This window comes from uncultured Microbacterium sp. (genome assembly GCF_963521695.1).
GTDB lineage: Bacteria > Actinomycetota > Actinomycetes > Actinomycetales > Microbacteriaceae > Microbacterium.
The window spans coordinates 1-3,851 of sequence record NZ_CAUQWC010000280.1; the positions used below are offsets into that span (position 1 = coordinate 1).

At 72.8% G+C, this 3,851-nt stretch carries 3 protein-coding genes; all 3 read left to right on the forward strand.

All coding sequences use genetic code 11. The features are described 5' to 3' along the window. The coding region (locus RWP81_RS15185) for a transglutaminaseTgpA domain-containing protein (protein WP_314457496.1) at positions 1–1,897 on the forward strand (1,897 nt) is incomplete at its 5' end. Further along, entirely contained in the window at positions 1,894–3,609 is a 1,716-nt protein-coding gene (locus RWP81_RS15190) for a DUF5684 domain-containing protein (protein ID WP_314457498.1), read from the forward strand. The genes RWP81_RS15185 and RWP81_RS15190, both read left to right, overlap by 4 nt. After that, positions 3,606–3,851, forward strand: a 246-nt coding sequence (locus RWP81_RS15195) for a hypothetical protein (protein WP_314457500.1), incomplete at its 3' end; no start/stop codon positions are given. The genes RWP81_RS15190 and RWP81_RS15195, both read left to right, overlap by 4 nt.

Here is a 3,851-nt window from a genome sequence, read left to right on the forward strand (position 1 = left end):
GCTGTGGCTGGCTTGGCGCGCCCGCGATGAGCGTGTTCGCGCGCTGTCGAGGGCGAGCGCCCGATCCGCCGTGCACGTCGGGCGGGGGCCGTCGCTCGCCGACCGCCGACGAGCAGCCCTGGGCGTCGCCATGCTGGCCGTCGCGGTGGTCGTGACTGTGGCCGTCGTCCCCTGGGTAGCGCGCGACGCCGACCGTCGGGTTCTCCGGTCGGTGGCCGGACCCGATCGGCAGATCGCCGAGGCGGTGAGTCCGCTCGCCGCTTACCGCGCCCTGTTCTCCGACGCCCGCTCCGACGACGTGCTGTTCCGCGTCACGAGCCCCGAGGGCGCGAATGCCGGCGAGCTCCCCGAGCGCATCCGCATCGCCACCCTCGACACGTACGACGGCGAGATCTTCCGCGCGTCCGGCGATTCGGGGGGAGGCTTCGTCCGGCTGCCGTCGTCCCGCGACGCCGGCGAAGGCCGTGCGGTCGACGCCGACGTCGAGATCGTGGACCTCGGCGGATTGTGGATGCCGACGGCCGGGCGTCTGTCGGGGGCGACGTTCGAGGGCGACCGTCGGACGCTGCTCGCCGATCGTTTCTACTACAGCGCCGACGCACAGGCCGGCGTGCAGATCGCCGACGGCGGTCTGCGCCCGGGCGACCGGTACCGCCTCGACGCCGTGGAGCCCGCGGGCGCCGACCTGATGTCGCTCTCGCCCCCCGGTGACTCTGCCGGGACGGCCGGGGGTGACAACCTGCGCCGGTGGGTGGAGCAGAACGCCTCGGGGTCGGGCGGGGTGGCGCTGCAGGGGCTGGTGCAGCTGCTGCGCGAGCGCGGCTATCTCAGCCACAGCCTCGCCCTCGAGGGATCCGCCCCGCCGAATTGGACGGAGGATCTGCCGGGATACCGACTCCAGCCGAGCGCCTCGGGCCACTCCATCGCCCGTATCGACCGCATGTTCGAGCGGCTGCTGGAGCGCGAAGACGATCCGCGCGCCGCTTCCTCCGACAACTTCGTCGCCGCGGTCGGCGATGACGAGCAGTTCTCGGTGGCGACGGCGCTCATCGCCCACGAGCTGGGTTTCCCTGCCCGCGTAGTGGTGGGGGCGCGCGTGAGCTCCACCGACTCCTCCCTCTCCACCTGCGACGCGGGGGAGTGCCGGGCGCGCGATGTGACCGCGTGGACCGAGGTGCAGGGCTCCGACGGTCGTTGGACGCCGGTCGACGTGACACCCCAGTGGGAGAAGTCGCCGAGCCTGGAGGTCACCCAGCAGCAGGACCCGGAGAATGTCACCGAGGTCCGGCCCGACACCGCCGAAGAGGTCGTCCCGCCCGAGCCGGTGCAGGAAGATGATGCCCTCGATGACGACGAGCGCGCCGACGACGGTGTCGATCTCGCCTGGCTGTGGGCGCTCGCGCGGGTGGGTGGGATCGTGCTGCTCCTGCTCCTCATCGTCTTCGGACCGTTCCTGACCGTCATCCTCGCCAAGCTGCTCCGCCGGCGCGGCCGTCGACTCGACCCCGACCCGCGCTCGGCCATCGCCGGCGGCTGGGACGAGTACGTCGATTCCGCCCTCGATTCCCGACGTACCCTGCCCCGCGCGCCGACCCGTCGCGAGGTGGCCGAGGTTCTGGCGACCCCCGGCGGAATTCGTCTGGCCGATGATGCGGATCGGGCGGTTTTCTCGCCGGGTGCGGTGACCGCTGACGAGGCCGCGGCCTTCTGGCGCATCGTCGATGAGGAACGGCGCGCCCTGCGCAGACGCCAGAGCATGTGGCAGCGGGTACGCTCCGCCGTATCGTTGAGATCGTTCCTGGGGTTCCTCGCCCCGGGCCGTCGGCGGCGAAGGCCGCCGCACCGCCACGAGAGGGGGAAGCGTTCCACCGTCCGGGTGGAGCGCGACACGACATGACCGATTCGACGATGGTGATTCTCGGGATGACGTCGCTCGCGCTCGTCGTCGTGCTGTACGTCTGGTTCGCACTCGCCCTGGCGGCGATGTTCCGCAAGATGGATGAGCCGGCGTGGAAGGCGTGGGTGCCGGTCCTGAATGTCGCGACCGTGCTCCAGCGGGGCGACTTCTCGCCATGGCTGGTGCTGTTGAACGTCGTGCCGCTCTTCGGCGCGATCGCCTTCTTCATCGTGTTCGTCGTCGCCGTTCACCGCATCACGACAGCCTTCGGCGGCGGTACCGGGCTCACGGTGGTGGGTGCGCTGTTCCCCGTCGTCTGGGCCAGCATCCTCGGGTGGGGCGCGGCGCGGTGGTCGGGCCACGAGGGCGCCGGTCGCGTCGAGGAGCGCTCCGGTCCGTTCCGGCGCGGTACCGACGACGCGCCCGCCTACGTTCCGCTCGTGGGCGGGTGGACCCCGGATGCCGAGGGTGCATCGGACGCGTCGGGCTCGGCGCTGAGCCGCTGGACTCCGGATGCCGACGGCGCGACGAAGGCGCCGAGTTCGGCACGGAGCCGGTGGACTCCGGATACCGGGGGCGTAACGGAGGCGCCCGGGCCCGATCGTGGAGGGGCGCCATTCGTCCCCGTGTCCGAACCGGTCGTGGTGCCCTTCGCCGCGCCGTCCGTCTCGCTGGCCGATGCGGTTCCCTCGCCCGCCGATTGGTCGCGACCCGCCGATCCGACGCCCGCGCTCTTCGCCGATCGCGACCGCGGCGACGACGATGCCCGCCCCGGACGAGCGGACGCGGCGCCCGACACGTCGGTGTCGGAGGTGCTCGACGCGCTGCGTGACGACCCTCGTCGCGGCTCGGGCGGTCTCCGACGCGGTCTCGCCGTGGATGCGCTCCAGGGCATGTCGGACCCTCGAGGCGAGAAGACACCCCCCGTCGCGGAGGGGGCGCCGAGCAACGCCGCCGGCCCGATCGTCGGCGCCGCGGTCGAGGGCCATGAATCCCTCGCCTCCCCGAGGCGCGAGCAGCCTGACGACCACGAGGGGACGGGCGCGGATGCCGAGCCGCCCGTCGCCCCGTGGGTCAGTCCCTCCCGGCGATCGCAGCGATCCGGCGGCGAGTCCACGGTGCCGATCGCCGACGTCCCCCTCACGCGCCCCTCGCCCGAGCCGGTGGCGGCCCCGCGACCGTCGGTCGTCTCGCCCGGGGAGGAATTCCCCGAGCTGTCCGAGGCGGTATCGGCCGTCGCCGAGCTGCCGGAGGCGGGGTCCCCCCGGTCCGCCCGCACATCGGTCTCGACCCTCTTCACGCAGTCCGAGTTGCCGGCCATCGCTGACGACGACGATGTGGACGCGCTCGATCGGACCGTCGTAACGCGCCGCAAGCGCATCCCATGGATGCTGGTGCCGCCTGCGGGTGCGCCGGTCGCCCTGACGTCGGGAGTCGTGATCCTCGGGCGACGGCCGGGGCCGGATGCCGAGCACCCGGACGCGCAGCTCATCGCGATCTCGGACGAGACGCGGACGGTCTCCAAGACCCACGCGCGCCTCCAGCTACGCGGAGAGGTCTGGTACGTCACCGACCTCGATTCGACGAACGGTGTCCTCTTCGCCACGCTCATGGGCACCGAGGTCGAGGCGCCGCCGGGGGAGGAGATCGAGGCCGGAGAACGGTTCTTCCTCGGCGACGCGGAGGTGCGGTTGACGCGGAGCGACGCGTGAACGATCCCGACCAGCACGACGACGACCCCGACGGCGTCACCCTCTGGTCCGGACGCCTGCGCGCGTGGCCGGCCGCACCCGCCCCCGACGGGAACGAGGACGACACGGTCGCCCCGCGTCGGACGACGTCCGGCGGCAGCACGGGGTCGTCGCGCGCCGTCGAGCACGATGAGAGGGTGCCGTCGCACGGCGACACCACGTCGCCGCGCGCGGTCCGGCGCGGTGACCCGCCGCTCTCGCCG